The 19,380-nt window shown below is 35.6% G+C and carries 19 protein-coding genes; all 19 read right to left on the reverse strand.

Going from position 1 to position 19,380, the window contains the following annotated elements:
• Positions 1–108 precede the first annotated feature (108 nt).
• The 19 genes from uvrC to atpG all read right to left on the reverse strand — a co-directional run bounded on the left by uvrC (position 109) and on the right by atpG (position 19,349).
• Positions 109–1,947 carry an excinuclease ABC subunit UvrC gene (uvrC, locus tag C7390_RS12205; RefSeq protein ID WP_116444275.1) on the reverse strand — a complete coding sequence of 613 codons (1,839 nt, stop codon included), beginning with the start codon at positions 1,945–1,947 and terminating at the stop codon, positions 109–111.
• A 118-nt stretch (positions 1,948–2,065) separates the two neighbouring features.
• On the reverse strand, positions 2,066–2,644 hold the full coding sequence (locus C7390_RS12210; RefSeq protein ID WP_116444276.1) for an indolepyruvate oxidoreductase subunit beta: 579 nt from the start codon (positions 2,642–2,644) through the stop codon (positions 2,066–2,068).
• A 131-nt stretch (positions 2,645–2,775) separates the two neighbouring features.
• Complete coding sequence (iorA, locus tag C7390_RS12215; RefSeq protein ID WP_116444277.1) at positions 2,776–4,497, reverse strand: indolepyruvate ferredoxin oxidoreductase subunit alpha; 1,722 nt, start codon at positions 4,495–4,497, stop codon at positions 2,776–2,778.
• Between the two features lie 88 nt (positions 4,498–4,585).
• Entirely contained in the window at positions 4,586–6,220 is a 1,635-nt protein-coding gene (locus C7390_RS12220) for a class I adenylate-forming enzyme family protein (protein WP_116444278.1), read from the reverse strand.
• Between the two features lie 166 nt (positions 6,221–6,386).
• Entirely contained in the window at positions 6,387–7,061 is a 675-nt protein-coding gene (locus C7390_RS12225; protein ID WP_055177496.1) for an ABC transporter ATP-binding protein, read from the reverse strand.
• The gene (locus tag C7390_RS12230; protein ID WP_055177493.1) at positions 7,045–8,148 is read right to left on the reverse strand and encodes an ABC transporter permease family protein; all 1,104 of its coding nucleotides are present in this window, start codon (positions 8,146–8,148) and stop codon (positions 7,045–7,047) included. Before C7390_RS12230 ends, C7390_RS12225 begins: the two co-directional genes overlap by 17 nt.
• A 129-nt stretch (positions 8,149–8,277) precedes the next feature.
• Positions 8,278–9,510 (reverse strand): ABC transporter permease family protein, encoded by a 1,233-nt coding sequence (locus C7390_RS12235; protein WP_055177489.1) that lies wholly within the window; start codon positions 9,508–9,510, stop codon positions 8,278–8,280.
• Positions 9,511–9,515: 5 nt separating this feature from the next.
• Positions 9,516–10,463: a hypothetical protein gene (locus C7390_RS12240; RefSeq protein WP_055177486.1), complete on the reverse strand. Its 948-nt coding sequence runs from the start codon at positions 10,461–10,463 to the stop codon at positions 9,516–9,518.
• A gap of 80 nt (positions 10,464–10,543) precedes the next feature.
• On the reverse strand, positions 10,544–10,918 hold the full coding sequence (locus tag C7390_RS12245) for a hypothetical protein (protein WP_055177484.1): 375 nt from the start codon (positions 10,916–10,918) through the stop codon (positions 10,544–10,546).
• A 286-nt stretch (positions 10,919–11,204) separates the two neighbouring features.
• A complete protein-coding gene (locus tag C7390_RS12250) occupies positions 11,205–12,332 on the reverse strand; it encodes a hypothetical protein (protein WP_156333771.1) in 1,128 nt (375 codons plus the stop codon).
• Positions 12,333–12,639: 307 nt separating this feature from the next.
• The gene (locus tag C7390_RS12255; protein ID WP_055177477.1) at positions 12,640–13,368 is read right to left on the reverse strand and encodes a LytR/AlgR family response regulator transcription factor; all 729 of its coding nucleotides are present in this window, start codon (positions 13,366–13,368) and stop codon (positions 12,640–12,642) included.
• 185 nt (positions 13,369–13,553) lie between these two features.
• The gene (locus C7390_RS12260) at positions 13,554–13,979 is read right to left on the reverse strand and encodes a hypothetical protein (protein WP_055177473.1); all 426 of its coding nucleotides are present in this window, start codon (positions 13,977–13,979) and stop codon (positions 13,554–13,556) included.
• Positions 13,980–14,000: 21 nt separating this feature from the next.
• Positions 14,001–14,477, reverse strand: coding sequence for a hypothetical protein (locus C7390_RS12265; RefSeq protein WP_022502490.1), 477 nt, complete (start codon positions 14,475–14,477; stop codon positions 14,001–14,003).
• 45 nt (positions 14,478–14,522) lie between these two features.
• Entirely contained in the window at positions 14,523–14,954 is a 432-nt protein-coding gene (locus C7390_RS12270; protein WP_022502491.1) for a DUF2500 family protein, read from the reverse strand.
• Between the two features lie 125 nt (positions 14,955–15,079).
• Complete coding sequence (locus tag C7390_RS12275) at positions 15,080–15,940, reverse strand: type II toxin-antitoxin system HipA family toxin (protein WP_022502492.1); 861 nt, start codon at positions 15,938–15,940, stop codon at positions 15,080–15,082.
• Positions 15,927–16,211, reverse strand: coding sequence for a helix-turn-helix domain-containing protein (locus C7390_RS12280; RefSeq protein WP_022502493.1), 285 nt, complete (start codon positions 16,209–16,211; stop codon positions 15,927–15,929). The genes C7390_RS12275 and C7390_RS12280 overlap by 14 nt, the downstream gene beginning before the upstream one ends.
• 187 nt (positions 16,212–16,398) lie before the next feature.
• Positions 16,399–16,812: an ATP synthase F1 subunit epsilon gene (atpC, locus tag C7390_RS12285; protein ID WP_022502494.1), complete on the reverse strand. Its 414-nt coding sequence runs from the start codon at positions 16,810–16,812 to the stop codon at positions 16,399–16,401.
• 150 nt (positions 16,813–16,962) lie between these two features.
• Positions 16,963–18,357 carry a F0F1 ATP synthase subunit beta gene (gene atpD, locus C7390_RS12290; RefSeq protein ID WP_318295695.1) on the reverse strand — a complete coding sequence of 465 codons (1,395 nt, stop codon included), beginning with the start codon at positions 18,355–18,357 and terminating at the stop codon, positions 16,963–16,965.
• Between the two features lie 32 nt (positions 18,358–18,389).
• Positions 18,390–19,349 carry an ATP synthase F1 subunit gamma gene (gene atpG, locus C7390_RS12295; RefSeq protein ID WP_022502496.1) on the reverse strand — a complete coding sequence of 320 codons (960 nt, stop codon included), beginning with the start codon at positions 19,347–19,349 and terminating at the stop codon, positions 18,390–18,392.
• Positions 19,350–19,380: the final 31 nt, after the last annotated feature.

The raw sequence follows: 19,380 nt of genomic DNA on the forward strand, positions 1-19,380 counted from the left end.
CCACATTTTATATTTCATTGCCTTACTTAAGACTATATATCTTCTGACTATCTATTATTAATAGTTTAACACAGTGCAATTAATATTGAAAGACATTAAAATAACACATCAATGAAAATATTTGTATATGTTCTGCGCTACATTTTCTGTAATTCCTTCTGCCTCCATAAGCTCACTTACATTGGCATTGCGGATTTTGTCAATATCAAGAAAATGTTTCATCAACGCTTTTCTTCTTGCAGGTCCGATTCCTTCAATCTCATCAAGAACTGAGCTTACCTGCTTCTTACTTCTTAATGACCTGTGGTATTCTATCGCAAATCTATGTGCCTCATCCTGAACCCTTGTTATAAGCTTAAAGCCCTCACTATGCCTGTCTATTGGAATTTCTACATTATTATAGTAAAGTCCCCTTGTGTTATGATTGTCGTCCTTAACCATACCGCATACAGGAATATTAATATGAAGCTCATCAAGAACCTCCAGTGCAATGTTCACCTGTCCTCGTCCACCATCCATCATTATAAGGTCCGGGTACACAGCAAAACCCCTTGTCTCTTCCTCACCTGCACGCTCTCTCATTCCTCTTGTAAAACGTCTTGTAAGTACTTCTCTCATACTCTTATAATCATCAGGACCTTTGACTGTCTTAATCTTGAACTTTCTATAATCATTCTTCTTAGGTCTTCCGTCCTCAAATACAACCATTGAACCAACTGACTCAACACCACTTGTATTAGATATATCATAAGCCTCTGCACGCCTTATCGAAGCAAGCCCAAGCCAGTCTGCTATCTGCTTCATAGCACCTGTTGTCCTTTTCTCCTCAAGCTTAATCTTCTCTGCATCTTTAGTTAATACCATAAGTGCATTCTTATGGGCAAGTTCAACCATTTTCTCCTTATCGCCCTTCTTTGGCGTGATAATTGTAACTTTCCGCTTCTTCCTGCTTGAAAGCCAGTCGGCGATTGTACCAGCATCCTCAATCTCCTCCTGTGTCATTATCACATTGGGAATATATGGTGTTCCGCCATAATACTGCTTCATAAATTCTGACAAAATGCCGCTTCTACTGTCATTCGTTGCAACCTTCATATGGAAATGCTCACGTCCAAGAAGCTTGCCCTGTCTTATAAAGAATACCTGTACAACTGCATCTTCTGCGTCCATAGCACACGCAATTACATCTCTGTCTGTTGCATCATCTGCTGTTATCTTCTGCTTCTGTGCAATCTGCTTAACACTGATTAATAAATCCCTGTATCTAGCGGCTTCCTCATATTCCATACGCTCTGAACAATCCTGCATTTTATCCGTCAGCTCATTAATAATCTCAGAATAATTACCATTAAGGAAGCTGATTACTTTATCTATATTTTTCTTATATTCATCTTTGTTCACATAACCCTGACAAGGTGCATTGCACTGTCCGATATGGTAATTAAGGCAGGGTCTGTCCTTTCCTATATCTTTAGGAAGCCTTCTGTTACACGTTCTTACCTTATAAAGCTTACATAGCAGTTCAATTGTCTCCTTCACAGCACCTGCCGATGTGTATGGTCCAAAGAATTTGCCAGTTCCGTGCTTCATTGTTCTTGAGAATAACACTCTTGGAAATTCCTCTCCAATGGTAACCTTAATAAAAGGATAACTCTTGTCATCCTTTAACATCGTATTATATTTCGGTCTGTGTTCCTTTATAAGATTACATTCAAGCACCAGTGCTTCAAGCTCAGAATCTGTCACTATATACTCAAAATATGCAATATGTGAAACCATCTGGACAACCTTAGCCGAATGATTTTTATTACTCTGAAAATATTGTCTTACACGATTTTTTAATATCTTAGCCTTGCCGACATATATAATTGTGTCGTGTTTATCGTGCATAATATACACTCCCGGCTTATCTGGGAGCTTCTTTAATTCTTCTTCTAGATTAAACATATAAGCCTCTTTAATTCTATATAATAACTCCTGCCACTAATATTACAAAATGGATATACATATGATACCATAATATCACAAATGTATATCCATTTTACCTTTATTATTTTACATTTACTCAGCCTCTGCCAAGCTTCAATGCCTTATGATTAAGCTCTCTGTATTTCTCTGGAACTATCTCATCTATTGCTTTATCCCACACCTCATATGGAATGTCTTTGAAATAATCTGATAATCTTCCCATAAGTACAATATTAACCGCTTTGGCCGACCCTGCTTCTTCTGCTATTGATAAGAAATCTTTAGCATCTACCTTAGCACCGGCTGCTTCAAGCTTCTCGATAATATTATCTGGATACTGCATAGCACCTGTAATTACCGGCATTGGGTCAACTTCCTGCGTGTTAGTTATTATCTGTCCGCCAATCTTTAAATATTCAATCCATCTTAACGCTTCAAGCTTCTCAAATGAAAGAATATAATCAGCCTCACCTTTATCAATAACTGGAGAATATACTTTATCTCCAAATCTTACATAGGTAACAACACTTCCGCCTCGCTGGCTCATTCCGTGTACCTCTGACACTTTAACATCATATTCCTGCTGCATAAGAACATAACCAAGCAGTTTACTTGCCAGAAGTGTTCCCTGTCCGCCAACACCAACAATCATAATATTCTTAACTGAATTACTCATACATATTCCTCATTTCCGACATTATCAGATGCCCTGCCTAATTTCACATCAAGCAAATCTAATTTGAACAAATCGGACATCTAATACTTTTTTCTATTCCATTAACACCTAATATACATCGCCTTACAACATTATATTGCCTCGAACTTACACATCTGTGAACATACTTTACAGCCTATGCAGAGTGTAGGGTCAATATGTGCTTTCTTATCTTTAACTGCAATTGCTGGACAGCCTATGCTCATACACTGTTTACAGCCAACACATTTGCTTTCATCTACACTGATTGGTGGTTTATGTACTGTTCCTTTAATCATAACGCAAGGTCTGCGGCTTATAATAATAGATGGTTCTTTAGCTGCAAGCTCCTCTGTAACAGCTTCCTCAACTGCCTTAAGGTCATATGGGTCTACAACCCTTACTCTGTTAAAGCCCAATGCCCTGCATAATGCTTCAAGATCAACCTTTCCTGCTGGTTCACCACGAAGGTTCTTTCCTGTAGTTGGATTTTGCTGGTGTCCTGTCATTCCTGTAATAGAATTATCAAGGATAATCACTGTCGAATTACTCATATTATAAGAAATGTCTGTTATACCTGTCATTCCTGAATGAATAAATGTTGAATCTCCGATAACACCTACGCTGTTACTCTCTGCTTCCTCACCTATAGCTTTATTAAAGCCGTGAAGTCCTGAACAGGAAGCTCCCATACAGACATTCAGATCCATTGCATTAAGCGGTGCAACTGCGCCCAATGTATAACAGCCGATATCACCATATACCATACATTTTTTCTTCTTTAAAATGTAGAATATTCCTCTATGTGGACATCCTGCACACATAACTGGAGGACGTGCTGGAACATTTTCTTCTATAGTAATATGCTCTGGTTCTTTCATACCAAGACATTTTCTTACAAGGTTCTGGGAGAACTCGCCGCATATAGGAAATGTATCCTTACCAGCCACCTTAATTCCAAGCTGTTTGCAGTGATTTTCAATTATAGGGTCTAACTCTTCAAGAACAATAACCTTATCTACCTTCTGTGCAAAATCTTTTATAAGCTTTTCTGGAAGCGGGTTAATCATTCCAAGCTTTAATATGCTTGCTTTATCACCTAACACTTCTCTTGCATACTGGTAGGAAGTTGAGTCTGTGATAATTCCTACGCTTGTATCCTCTCCAAGCTCAACCCTGTTAAGTTCTGTACTCTCTGCATATTCTATCAACGCCTTAGTTCTCTCCTCAACTCTTATATGGGCATTTCTTGAATTAAGTGTCATCATTACTTTAGCTGGGTCTTTTACATAAGGAACTCTATCCGGCTCAACTCTTTCTTCTGTATCAACTACACTCTGTGAGTGGGCTACTCTCGTGACCATTTTTAAAAGGACTGGTGTATTGAACTTTTCGGACATCTCAAATGCTTTCTTAGCAAATACTCTCGACTCCTCTGAGTCCGATGGCTCAAGCATTGGAAGCTTCGCCGCAATTGCATAATGCCTTGAATCCTGCTCATTCTGTGATGAATGCATACCTGGGTCATCTGCAACACATACTACAAGTCCTGCATTAAGTCCCTGATAAGATATTGTAAATAATGGATCCGCCGCAACATTTAAGCCTACGTGCTTCATAGCACACGCCGCTCTTACACCACCAAGTGTTGCTCCATGAGCCACCTCTAATGCAACCTTTTCATTAGGTGCCCATTCACAATATATCTCATTGTAAGCTGCCGCCTCCTCTGTAATCTCTGTACTAGGAGTTCCCGGATAACTTGATATAACCTTACAGCCCGCTTCATATAACCCTCTGGCAACCGCTTTGTTGCCTAACATTAACTCTTTCATACCTTTTCCTTCCATTATCTATAATAATATCTGTATTGCATATTAATCTATAATTATATCTATATTGCATATTAATCTATAATCACGATTATGCTTTATTCTCCATCGCAACAAGTTTATCTGCTCCATATATTTTACGAAGCTTTGGTTTCTCTATCTTACCTGTCGCATTTCGTGGTATTTCAGCAAATATTATCTGCTTAGGTCTTTTATAACGTGGAAGCTCAAGACAGAACTTTTCGATTTCTTCCTCTGTACAGCTGACTCCGTCTTTAATCTCTATAATTGCCGCTGTCTTCTCACCCAGACGCCTGTCAGGAAGACCAATTACCGCCGCATCCTTTATCTTGTGAAATCTTCTTAAGAAATCTTCTATCTGCACAGGGTAAATATTCTCGCCACCGGACACAATTACATCTTTCTTTCGGTCTACAAGGAAATAGAAACCATCTTCATCCTGCATAGCCATATCTCCTGTATACAGCCATCCGTCCTTTAATACTTCCTTTGTAGCAGCCTCATTTCTATAGTAACAAGTCATAACTCCCGGTCCTTTAACACAAAGCTCGCCTACATCACCTTGACAGACTTCGTTATCATTTTCATCAACAATCTTACATTCCCAGCCATAACCCGGAATTCCAATTGCTCCAACTTTATGTATGTTCTCAACACCAAGATGAACACAACCCGGTCCAGTTGACTCTGACAAACCATAGTTAGTATCATATTGATGATTAGGAAAATATTTCCTCCACCTCTTAATAAGTGATGGTGGAACTGGCTGAGCACCTATATGCATAAGACGCCACTGCGATAAATTGTAATCTGATAACTTAATCTTTCCTGAATCCAATGCATCAAGAATATCCTGTGCCCAAGGCACTAACAGCCATACTATAGTGCAGTGTTCACTTGATACTGCTGACAATATCTGTTCCGGCTTCGTTCCTTTAAGAAGAACCGCCTTACTTCCTGCAACAAGGCTTCCCATCCAGTGGAACTTTGCTCCTGTATGATAAAGTGGTGGTATACATAAAAATGTATCATCTCTGCCAGTAGAATGGTGCTTCTGTTCCATAATAGCCGCCTGTGTAAGGCTCTGGTGCTTATGAAGTATCGCCTTGGGAAATCCTGTTGTTCCTGATGAAAAATATATCGCACCATAATCATCTTCTGTTATCTTAACATCAGGCTCTTTACTTGAACAATCTGCCACAAGTTCGTGATAGCTCTCAGCAAAGCTTGGACAGTTGTCCCCTACATATATAAGAAGTCTTCCTCTTAATAATCTCTCAGCATTAACCTCTATTCTTCCAATAAACGCAAAACCAAATACAATTACATCTACCTGTGCAAGCTCAGCACAATAGTATATCTCATCTGAGTCGTATCTGAAATTAAATGGCACTGCTATTGCACCTGTCTTTAATACACCAAAATATATTGGCAGCCATTCCAGACAGTTATACATAAGAATAGCAACCTTATCCCCTTTCTTAACTCCACGGCTTATAAGCATATTGGCAAACCTGTTGGCTTTCTCATTAAATACGCTCCAGGTAATCTCACGCCTGTATGGCATATTGGCACTTGGCTGTATTAAATCAAATTCTTTCCAAGTCGTTCTCCTTGTGTCTTTCTCATCTGGATTTAATTCAACCAATGCAACCTCATCGGGGTATAACTCGGCATTTCTTATTAAATATTCTGTTACTGGCATAGCACTTTTCCTTCCATTAAATAAATATATGTAATAGCCTTCTTTAAAATAATAACTATGTTCTACGGCTAAAATTCATATTTTATTTGGTAAATTATCTTAATAAATAATAGGATACCACATTTTGTACAAATAAAAAAGAGTTGCAAGGCAACTCTTTAGTCAATTATACCATTTCATCACTTATAATCTTTCCGTCACATATATTAATAATTCTGTTAGTGCTGCTGGCGATATTGATATCGTGCGTAACAAGAACAACCGTTTTACCCTGATTATTAATTTCTCTTAAAATATTAATGACTTCTTGTCCGGTGCTCTGGTCTAATGCACCAGTCGGTTCATCAGCAAGAATAATATCTGCATTAGTTACAAGTGCGCGTGCTATTGCCACGCGCTGTTGCTGTCCTCCCGACATTTTCTTTGGCAATTTATCTTTTTCTTCCACAATATTCAACTTTTTCAATTGTTCATTAATTATTCTTTTTCTATCTTTTCGTCTTATATTGTTAGCCAGCAACGGCAGCTCAATATTCTCATAAGCTGTATAATAATCCATTAATGCAAAATGTTGAAATACAAATCCTATATTCTTCTTTCTAAATCTATGTATGTCCAATTTATTCAATCGTGACACTTCTATGTCATCAACATAATAACTTCCGTCTGTAACACTATCCATACAGCCTATTATGTTAAGAAGTGTACTTTTACCACTCCCTGATGGTCCCATAATAGCTACAAACTCCCCATTATCTATAGTTAATGATACCTCATCTAACGCTTTTTTATTTTCAACCTTTGCATCATATATTTTTGTTATTTTATCTAATCTTATCATATGCCTGCCCCCTATATATATCTACAACTGGATATATCATCGCAATAACAAGTGTTATCAGAAATAAACCAACTGCTAATAATATTAATTTGACACTCCACAATCCCATACCCTGAATTGTTGAATACCTTATAAAGCTATATAACACATATCCTACAAAATACATTATTACAGTAATTATCATTAGCAGTAACAGATTAACTGCGATATCGGCTATCATTCTTATATTACTAAATCCAAATACACGTTTTATTGCAAGCTCTTTCTTTCTCTGTACCGTCCAGAATATTGATATAATTATGCTGTTAATAAGGCAAAAAGTATATACCATAACATTAGTTTTAATATTTTCTTTCTGAAGAGTTTCACTCACTGTGCTTTCGCCCGTATCTTTCTTGCTATATGACACTATATTACAGGTATTATCAACATTGACTACATTTGAATATACTTTATTATAAATTTCCATAATATCTTCCTTATTACTATATACTGTCAAAGATATATTAGACAGTGAACTAAATGACTGCTTAAGACTATCACTCATACAATCTATATTAAGTACAATCTTATAGTCCCAATAATCAGATACCGGACTTCCTATAACACCTACAACCTCATATTCCTCCTGACCAAGTGTTATATAATCCTTGCCATCCCTATTATATACATATCTGTATTTATCACGTCCTAATGCCACACAATTTCTGCCATTATCCGTTTCTTTATCGGGTATATGTCCTCTAATCATAGGATAAGGGGTTGACTCATTAACTGCCAAAAGCACTTCACAACGGTTCGTACTTCCAATTTGTGCCACTTCTACCGACATACGTCCTTGTGCTAACACATTTCCTACATCTACATTTACTGCCGCATATGATAATATATCTTTCTTTGCAAATGTATCTATATTCAGCTCTATCCTATTCTTAGCCAGAGCCTTAAGCCTGTCATTTTCTTTTGCATAAGCTTTATTAATCGTATTAAGCACTCCAAATATTGCTGTTAAAATAACAAGCTGACTTAATATGAAATATATCGAAACAAGCCTGTATCTGAATATTTTATTAAATATTTTTCTCATTCAAATGCCCCCTGAATATGCTGTTCAATAACTTCTCCACCGCTAATCTTATATTTTGAAAACCTCTGTCACTAACCTACTGATTTAACAGCTTTCACCATCAATCTGCACACCCGGTATTTTCTATAATTAATCTACTGGTTTGATAACTTCTGCCACTTTCATTCGTGATATTATAAACATAGGCACAATACCAGCTATAACAGTAACAATCACAAGTTCTGCCAGATACATTATTGGAACAGCGACACAATGACTAAACCAGTCACCATATTTAATCATATCCAGCTCTGAAATGTTATTCATAAATACTTTTCCAAATATATTTTTCTGACATATAAGCCATATAATTATTTCTGGAATTAACACTACAAAGACATTTTCCATATAATTAATTGCCATAATACTTCGCTTGCTAACTCCACAAGCAACCATAATTCCCATATGTTGTCTATTCAAAATACACGAAACTATTGCCGCAGAAGACATTGATATTAATGCAAGCAGAAACAGCAAAACTTCTGCACTAAATGAGCTGTCCGCTGTTATATTTCTTAATTCTTTTTCATTTGCTATTTCCTCTGCCTCATTAATCACACTTACTCCAAGATTACGCTCTGCCGCCCATTCAACAATGTCCATCTTAAGTTTATCTGCCACTGCCTCATCATCAACTATATAATATGGTGTATCCGGCATACCTCCTATATTATCAAAATATTCATAATTGGGAGTTATCACAACAATCGTATTATCAAGATTATATGAGTCTATATCACTAACACCGCCAAATAACTTTCCCTTTAAAGGCCACGATGCTCCCTTTTTTAAATAACCTGCAATCTCGCAACTTGATTTCTCATTTTCCTCATAATAATTAAATTGAATTCCTGTTTTATACTCATTCCTATAACTATAGCCCACATATGCCATATTCTCACTACCATTTTTTTTGCTTTTCAGATTATCGTTATCCAACAGCAGATTACCCATATTAGCAATATCTTTTTCTATAACAAGTGTCTTTACAAGTTCACCATTAAGTATCATTTTATTGTTATTAAATCTTCCACAAGCAACAACACCTTGATAATTACGAATATATTGTATAAGCTCATCACCTATCTGAGGAGTATATTCAGGACTCATTAGATTAAGATATTTTACATAGTTAACCTTATCCGGATTTACCGCAAACATCGAACTCATTGAATTAATTCTATACTGATTAGAAAAATATCTTGTTGCTATAACATCAGTCATATATATAGATATTGAACTCATAGCAAGAAGCAGTATAATCATTATCTTTTTTTGAAAAATATCATCAAGCATAAGCTTTAATATATATCTAATTCTCATATTTCTCACTCCCCTATGAACTGCCCTATATGTTCCTGTTTCCACACCTGATACTTTTCATTATCAGATATATTGTAGCAATTATCACCATTCATAAGGTAAGCAAACCCTGTTGTTTTAGATACTTTTAACACAAGTAAAAACTGACCACAATCATTCTCCTCTGCCATCTTCTTATAATCTATATAAAATATACTTGTATCTGTTATATATTTTTCTCCTAAATATACACAACTTACAAAATCTTCATTTGGACAGTCTTTCACCAAAAAATCCTTATATGCTCTTCCATCGCATTTAGTTATATCGCCAAACCTCTGCTCTATCAGATTATTAGGTATTCCGTACACTTGCAGTTTCATCTCTGGATATTCGGGATATAAATCTTTATACAACGCAAAAGTTATACATCCCACATCATATATACCCAATTTGTTAATTCCATTATTAGCTGTTAATGAAAAGGTTTCTTTAATCTGCTTTTCCTGTGTTGGATATACCTCTTCATCAGCATTATATCCCAACATTGGATTGCTCACATATATAAATTGACATCCATAACTCTTTAATGTTGCTGTCTTTGTGCCATCTGGACGATTATATCCAGAATATTCATATGAAAATACAAATTTAGCGTCATCTTCACAATCAAATACCCCAGCAACTTTGGGACTAATTAATGGAGTATATTTCCACACCATTCCATTATCTGTCTTTAACTCATTTACCCAAAATCCACTATCTATAATCCTATCGTCACTGTTGTCTGATGAATTCTTTTCGCTCTCAATATCAGATACATCTTTACCCAATGTATTATTTTCCGTTATTGTTACACTTGGCTTATCTAATTCTATATCTGCCTCTGTATTATGAGATGATGTTGTTCCTGTTCCACAACCAGCACTTATCGTCATTACCAGAAGCAGTAATATAATATATACTTTTTTCATAAGCTCCACCCCCTCCCTTATATAGGTATAACTTAGCTTCAATACATTATTTATTGAAGCTAAGTCATATTTTCATTTAATTACCAGCAAGAAGATAATTCGACTCTATCTCTTGCTTCCCCTGAACTTGTTCTGTGCAAACGATGTATACTATAATAATCTTCTGCCCAATCCCAGCCAGTATTTTCGTGTACCGACCCCTGTACCACTCCTGACCAATAATCGGACTCTTGTCCATCCTGATATGTTGTACGCAAATACAAAGAAGCATATTCCCCACTCCTATCATTAATAGTTCCGGCATCGCAACACTTTATGCCTCCTGAACTTGTCGCATTATTATAAGCGTGTCCATCTTCCATATCATAACTTTCTGCAAATACTGGAATTGTTCCAATTACCCCTAATGCAACTACAACTGCAACTGCATTTCTAACTAACTTGTTCTTAACCATTCTAATACCTCCAATTTCTATAAATTTAGTTACACCTATCCCTCATCATAACCTAAAATAGGCAAGTTACAATTGATTGCACATGCAATTGTGCAATACCCTTCTACATTTCTATTTCTTTATTCACCCCTCTCATAGCATTTTGATATATAATAGCAATATTTAGGAATTCCCCATTAATTGCATTATATCTGTATCTCGTATAAAAGAATACAATTCCCAATATACTATCACTAGCCTCTAACTAGATATGACAATACGGTATAAACATTTCACCCCTAATACATCACCTTATAACATTTGAAAATGTATCCTTATACACAGTTTTATCTATCGCATTAACAAATATAATTTCGTTCTTTGATGCATTTTCTCCTATAACAGATGGTATTTCAATAACAATCACCCAATATGGAGCTATCTCATATCTGGTATTGTAATCTATGCCATCGCCACCTGTTACCTGAGGTATATATTGTAATTCTGCCCGAATAATATTCTGTTCTGACACATAATCATACTTTGTCATTGCAATATTTACAGCAGTATCATAACTTATAACTTTATCCTTAACATCTTCCTTTGTAATAAAATCATATTGATAAGATGTATCAAGATAGATAAGTCCCTGCTTTCCATATATAACTTTAACCTGTGTTGGTACACCACTCTTTAAAATATTATCAAATGCCACATCTGACATTGTCTGGTTATCAAGCTTTCTTTTAAATATCATACAATAACATTCATCATCTTTAGTCCAATCGTCTAATTCACTTGTCAATTGTAATTTAGCTTTAACTTTCTTTTGACTATCAACATCTATAACATATATATCTGGCTCATCGCATACTTCAATTTCTAATTCTGCAAGAATATTACTAACATCTGCCAAACAATCTTCCTTTGATAAATCATCAAGTTCATCTAACTGATACCAGCTTTCATCACTCATCTTAATTCCATATTGTGTTGGAATATAATATTCATATTTAAGCTGCGTATATGATGCACTCCTGTACCCTATATCACTGCCGCTAATACAGTATCCACCATCACTGTATTTATATATGTATCTTAATATATTGTCTTCTTTGTCTTTTATCTCTCTGCAATTTACTATTGATGTATCATCTTTTCTAAATAATTCTGCATTATTATCTGCTTCTTCTTTATCAACTGCTCTGCGAACAGCCTGACTTATATACCATTGGTCTTCGTTACCTACATCATAAAGCTCATCAGGTATCTGATTATCCATAACTTCCTCTGGTGTAATATTATCTTTCTCTGTTATCAAGCTCTTATTATTATCACTTTGATACTTTGCCATATTGATTGTAGAATTTGGCAAAAATAAACCTGCTGATAAACTTATTAATAATACATCTGCTATTAATGTTAATTTCTTCATAAGCTGCTCCTTTTCCGACTCATCTTCCGTCTTGTTATTATCTCTCAACTAATCTATTATCTTCCGTTTCTCACACACATTGCTTCTATGTCCCAAAATTATCACATTATTTTACTTCATACAACCCTATTTGCAAAAAACGACTATAGCAGACAAAAAACGACTATATTTACTATTACATTTTATTAGAATAATTTAACCACAAAAAAATCAGATATATATAGTCATCTATAATGACCAATATATATCTGATATTAAATACCACTATTTCATTATCAAGTAATATTCTCGCTTAAACTTTTAACCGCTAATTATTTTCTTTAAATTCCAGTATTCTCTTCTTAACTTCTTTATATCGTGATTTCGGAACTCCCAAATCTATGCCATTCTTTAGGTACACACGATAACTGCTGATGTTATTAACATACATCATATTAACTATATAGCTTTGATGTACCCTTAAAAGATACTTATATTCCTTTAATTCATTCTCTATGTCATCAAGCTTGCTCTTGACAACATAATCACCAAATTCCTTACCGTGTATATGATATGTAACTTTATGACCACTGCTTTCTATATAGATAATCTTACTGACATCAACCTCTTTACTGCCAGAGTCACAACTGATAATTCTCTTATCAGAATTAATGTAATTCAGCTTATATAATACTGCATTCATACATTCATAGATTGAACCCTTTAAATCCATACTATCCTTCAATACACATCTGAACACATCATACTTATAACCCTGTATATTATAATCTGACATTAAGGTTATAGATATTATTATAACTCTATCCGAATACATTCTTATCCATTCAGCTACTTTAATATTATCTATTCCCGTCATATTAATATCCAGAAATACTATGTCGTAATTCACTATCTTATCTTTTAAACCAATCAGCTCACTGCCCGAACTGTACATATCTATACTATATTGCAATTTATTCTCATTAAGATATTCTTCTAAAAGCCCACTTATATTCTTTACGAACATCTCCTCATTATCACATATAGCTATATTCATCACAATCTACCCCTGTCTATCTATTCTACTCTGCTTTTATATTGTGTGAAATTATGTTCATAACAATACGAATATTTAATTATATAGGTATAATTTATCACGTCATTAATTCAATAACAATATACCTTACAAAAAAAGACTATAAGAAACAAAAAAAGACTATTTACATCTAAAATATCTATAGCTTAATCATTAGTTGTATATAAACGATTAAGTTCTTTCAATACATTTTCAAGCGAATTATCCCTTACTATGTACCGCTTTCCATTATATACAATATCACCAGATGATACAGTAATTGTCTTTTTATTACCATCTGTATCAGTATAGCTTATTCTATACACCCAGCCTGTCTTTAAAGCATCTCCTTTTATTGTTGAAATAAGCGAATAAGTCTTCGCATTAAGACCATTTAACATATTAACCAGCTGTGCAGTATCAGATGTATCTATATCTTTTCTGACTCCATCCTTGCCGCTTGTGATTGTCATTTCTGCTATATTGGAATTAATATTTATCTTAACTGGAAAATTAATGCACGAAACAACAGCAATTATTACTACCAGCAATACACATATTGGTATTATTATTGATAATTTTCCTTTCTTCATAAGCATCACCCCCTGTTTTGCTTATTGCAGTCCGACATAATAACGCCAGTTTGTATTCTCATACATATCACAAAATGCTGAAATTCCTGCCATCTTCTGCTTAAGTTCATTGACCTTTTCTTCCCCAAGCTCTCTCTTCTCATCAGCCGAAAATGTATACTGCCATCCATTCTCGCCATACTGTGAAAGCATATCATAGCTTGTGTTAAACTCACCCAGACCAAGCTTTTCGTCCAAATACACTAAAGCATCATTATAATCTGCCTTAAACTGTGCAAGTGCCTTATCCCTGTCCTTATATATCTGCACGCCATATATATTGTATGCACGCTCATATACATCGTTGTTATCCAGCTTCTTGTACGCACTTTCATCTACCTTCCTTACAGGTATCAATGGTGCTACAAATACAGCTATTATGCCGACTGCCACTACTATCGCTGCCACAATTGATACTACCTTTAAAACATTGCTCTTACCGCTCTTAGCTTTCCCCATAAAAATCCTCCTTTTCATTGATGACATCAACATCTCCTGAAAGTTCTATTCCTTTGTAAATGAATAAAACTCACAGCCTTTATAATCTAGTACTCCTTTATCTCCTTCTTTAATGTTGTCAAATGTCTTCTCATCTACATCAAGTTCAACATCTTTCCCATTGACATCAAAATACAATCTATAGGCTATTCCCCTATTAGATGTGCTTCCATACCCCGGTGCTGGTCTGTTAGAACCTAACGATGTGTTATATGCCTTTACTTCGCGGTATGCTTCTTTGACTTTGGATATCAGAACTGCATTTTCATTCTTTCTGTTAGCTATAAGCTTCTGATATACAATGTACTTATATACCGAACGAAGTATCCATAATACAAATATTATCGCTATAATATAGCAGACAATTCTGAGCCATAATGGAAATTCTATAACTCTCATATTATTAATTCTTTGTCCCGGACTTTGTATAACTGGCATACGCTGCACCTCCTATTCGCTATATACATTGGTATAGTTTATCATTTGTATATAACTCACGCTTTACAATATTTTCTAATACTAATATAACATTGTATTTATATTTGTGCAATAGGAATTAATACTTATTTGTAAGATTGATTAATATAGTCTTTTAAATCATTTGCTACTATTTCATATATATTTTCCGCTATTTTCTTTGCCCTCCTGCTATCAAGTTGAATATTTTCCGCCACCTGAAGTATCTCTTTCATACCCGGATTACGCCCATTACCATCTACCATAGTTGCGTGCTCTCCACCTATAGAATTACTGTATGTCAAATCATATGCTGGTGATAATTCCCATACTTTCTCATTATCATTATAAATAAAAGAAAAATTCTTAGAATGGTCATCACGATTATGTGCAAATACATTAAAGCACATAAGGCGATACATTTTTTCAACTTCTTCATAACTTTTTGTAAGTATAAATGTCAGCTTCATTAGCTGGTTATAATCAAGATTCGGTATTCTATGCGAAGTTTCCAGTAAACCACTCACTGATACCATATGAATTTTCTTATCTCCCTGTCTGTCAAAACGCTTTACCGCAAAATATCCTGAACCTATTGAAGAATTAAGCAGACGTGTCTCTGGCATATTTATACCACATCTTCCTGCACATAACGAATATTCATATTCCTGCTGTCCTATATCTTTGCTATCATACGATGACGGAAATTTTACTATCCATTCTTCTCCGTCTATATCATAGTATACCTTGGGTCTTGCACCACCTGATGAACCTCCCATTTGAAATATGGTATCAAGACTTTCTGAATTATTAGTTTCAAATATTCTTTCACATTCTTTGGCTATCTCATCTAATGACATCTGTTCTTCTTTTTGCAAAAATATATTTTCTGGATAATACTCAAGTGCTCCCATTCCACTTTTACCCACTATGGCAATACACACATCAAGCTTCTTAACGCTGACCATCAATAACCTCCTGAATAGACGAATATCCTTTTTTAGCAAAAAGACTTTCAAAATCTTCCTGACAATTCAGAACAAAAGCAATCTTAATAAGGGAGTCAAGTGATATATTTCCCGTCTGTTCAAATCTTTTTAAAGAACCTAAACTTACACCTGCACGCCTGCTAAGCTCTGCCTGCGTAAGCTTCTGTTCTTTTCTTCTTGCTCTCATTCTCTTTACAATATCATTATTAACATCTTTTGGAGTTTTCATTAAATCTAATATATTATTCATAGCTAATATATTAGCTATTTAGTTAATTTTTGTCAATAATAGCTAATATATTAGTCATTTAAAAACACCACCCATTAACTTCACGCTAATGAATGGTGTCTTTACATTTTATTAATATCTACATACACCGCCTGCTGGTACATTTTCTGCCCTGCAAGCCCTGTACATATTATAATATATTAACTTTCTATACATCATGGTTCTTAACACCACGAAGTCGTGCCATAGCTCGCGCCATAGAGGCTGTCGATACGTGATATTCCATAATGCTCTGTTTCTGTGCAAGCTGTTCCCTCGCTCTTTCAAGCGCCGCCTCAGCTCTGAACTTATCTATTTCTTCAGGTCTTTCAGCCGAATACACTATTATATCAACTTTGTTGTGTTCAACTTTAAGAAGTCCTGTCGAAACTATAGCTTCCTGCCATACAGTTTCTCCTGGAACTCTGAATCTTAATTCTCCTGTTTCAACACTACAGGTCATAGGCTCGTGATTAGCCATAATAGCCATCTCTCCATCGAAACCATCAAATATAAGAATTTCACAAGGTCCATCGTAGAATACCTTATCGCAGGCTATTAATTTCAATGAAAATGTATTCAACTCATACCTCCTTGTTTTTACGAAGTAAAAATGCGAGTCCTCTGGCGAGCAGAGGTATTTACCTCATTGTTTATTACAAAGCAAAAACTACACTTCTACGACATAGAAAGCTGTCTGCTTTCCTGTCTTGTGAAGCAGATCCAGCTTTAGCTACTTTAATGTTTCAGCCTTAGCCTTAACATCTTCAATAGTACCTACATTAAAGAATGCAGCTTCTGGATATTCGTCCATTTCACCATCAAGTATTGCCTTGAAGCCCTTAACAGTATCTTCAACTGGAACGTATTTACCTGGTGTACCTGTGAAGTTCTCAGCTACATGGAAAGGCTGTGATAAGAATCTCTGGATTTTTCTTGCTCTGTATACAGTAAGCTTATCATCTTCTGAAAGTTCTTCCATACCAAGGATAGCAATGATATCCTGCAATTCCTTATACTTCTGTAAAACTTCCTGAACACGTCTTGCTACGTTGTAATGTTCCTCACCAACAACATCTGGTTCAAGAATTCTTGATGTTGACTCAAGTGGGTCAACGGCAGGATATATACCCTGTTCAACAATCTTTCTTGAAAGAACTGTAGTTGCGTCCAAATGTGAGAATGTTGTTGCAGGAGCTGGGTCAGTAAGGTCATCGGCTGGTACATATACAGCCTGAACTGATGTGATAGAACCTCTTGTTGTTGAAGCAATTCTCTCCTGTAATTCACCTAAGTCAGTTGCAAGAGTTGGCTGGTAACCAACGGCTGATGGCATACGTCCAAGAAGTGCTGAAACCTCTGAACCAGCCTGAACGAAACGGAAAATGTTATCAATGAATAACAACACATCCTGCTTCTTAACATCTCTGAAATATTCAGCCATTGTAAGACCTGTCTCTGCAACTCTCATTCTTGCTCCAGGTGGTTCATTCATCTGACCAAATACCAAAGCTGTCTTATCAATAACTCCGGACTCTTTCATCTCTGTCCATAAGTCATTACCTTCACGGCTTCGCTCTCCTACACCTGTAAATATTGAATAACCACCACTCTCAGCGGCTATATTTCTGATAAGCTCCTGAATAAGAACTGTCTTACCAACACCAGCACCACCGAAAAGACCAATCTTACCACCTTTAGCGTATGGTGCAAGCAGATCAATAACCTTGATACCTGTCTGTAACATTTCTACAACAGGGCTCTGCTCTGCAAATGTTGGTGGATTTCTATGTATACACCAGTGTTCTTCTTCATCTAATTTTTCTCCATTATCAAGGGTATCTCCAAGGACGTTAAAAAGTCTTCCCAGAGTCTTCTCACCTACAGGTACAGATATACCGCTTCCTGTAGCTGTTACCTCCATATCTTTACAAAGGCCCTCACTAGCTGCAAGCATAATACATCTTACAACGTTATTACCTATATGCTGTGATACCTCCATTGTCTTCTTTTTCCCATCCTGTATTACATAAAGTGCATCCTTGATTGCTGGAAGATAACTGCCCTCAAATTCGACATCGACTACAGGTCCTGAAACCTGTACTATCTTTCCTTTCATCTCTTCCACCTGAATTCACCTCTTTCTGCTATATCTTGCGGCTATTTTCCCGCCTTTGCTTTCTTCATCTTTTTCTTCTTAAGAGCCTTAGCACCACCTATAACCTCAGTAATCTCCTGTGTTATAGCTGCCTGACGAAGTCTGTTATACTCAATTGATAATTCCTTAAGCATAGCCTCTGCATTATCTGTAGCTGCCTGCATAGCAACCATTCGTGCATTTTCTTCTGTCGCAAAGCCCTCAACAAGTGCTCCATATATGAATCCTGTTACATAATTGTATGCAAGATCATTAAGAACAACCTTTGGTGACGGATATATTACAAAATAATCATCTGAGCCTTCAAAATCTTCAAGAGTACCATTACTTTTACCCTTTTTTACATTATCAACTAACTCTTCCTTAATGAACTGATTGGTCTTAAGAGGAAGTAACTGTTCAACCTCGACCTCTTCTTTCATTCCTCGTTCCATTCGTGTATACACAATATACACCTCGTCCATTTCTTCCTCTTTATAACGCTCAACTATGTCTTCTGTTATAACTCTGGCTCTGTGAACTGATGGATTATTAGCTGAAAATCTGAATGACTCCTCAACATTATAACCAAGTGAAGTAAAATACTGTCTGCCAGTTTCTCCTATTGCAAATATCTTGTATTCCTGTGACTCATCGCACAATCTCTTGGCTTCCTTTAATACATTATGGTTATATGCACCAGCCATTCCTTTATCACCACTTATGACGATAAATGCTTTTTTCTTTATCTGCTCGTGCATATCACTATTTCTATTATCAAAGAAAAGATGCTGCATAGTAGGAAAATGATACAAAATACTCTTTATCTGATCCTGCAATCCATAGAAGTAAGGCTCTGTATCCTCAAGCTTCTGTCTGGCTTTTCTAAGTTTAACTGAGGACATCATATACATAGCTTTGGTGATTTTCATTGTATCATGAATACTATTTATTCTGCTTTGAATTTCTTTAGTATTCGCCATAGCTTATCCTCCATTTCCACACATTTTTATT

This window comes from Bacteroides galacturonicus, assembly GCF_003096855.1.
Lineage (GTDB): Bacteria > Bacillota > Clostridia > Lachnospirales > Lachnospiraceae > Lachnospira > Lachnospira rogosae.